At 60.2% G+C, this 254-nt stretch carries 1 pseudogene; it reads left to right on the forward strand.

Going from position 1 to position 254, the window contains the following annotated elements:
- Position 1: 1 nt before the first annotated feature.
- A pseudogene (locus FCK22_RS18320) lies at positions 2 to 254 on the forward strand (acetyl-CoA carboxylase carboxyl transferase subunit alpha); the annotation flags it as partial.

Genomic DNA, 254 nt, shown 5'->3' on the forward strand with positions numbered 1-254 from the left:
GATCGAAGGCAAGGCGGAAGAGCTGCGGGCGTTGGCCCGGTCCAATGAAGAGATGGACATCACCGATGAGGCCCGCGCGCTGGATAAGAAAGCCGCCGGGATGCTCGAAGACCTCTATGGCTCTTTGCGCCTTGGCGGAAATGTCAGGTGGCGCGCCATCCGGAGCGGCCCCATTGCAAGGATTATATCGAGGCGCTTTTCACCGAGTTCACGCCTTTGGCCGGGGATCGAAACTTTGCCGATGATCTGGCCGT

This window comes from Sulfitobacter sp. 15WGC (assembly GCF_005068605.1).
Lineage (GTDB): Bacteria > Pseudomonadota > Alphaproteobacteria > Rhodobacterales > Rhodobacteraceae > Sulfitobacter > Sulfitobacter faviae.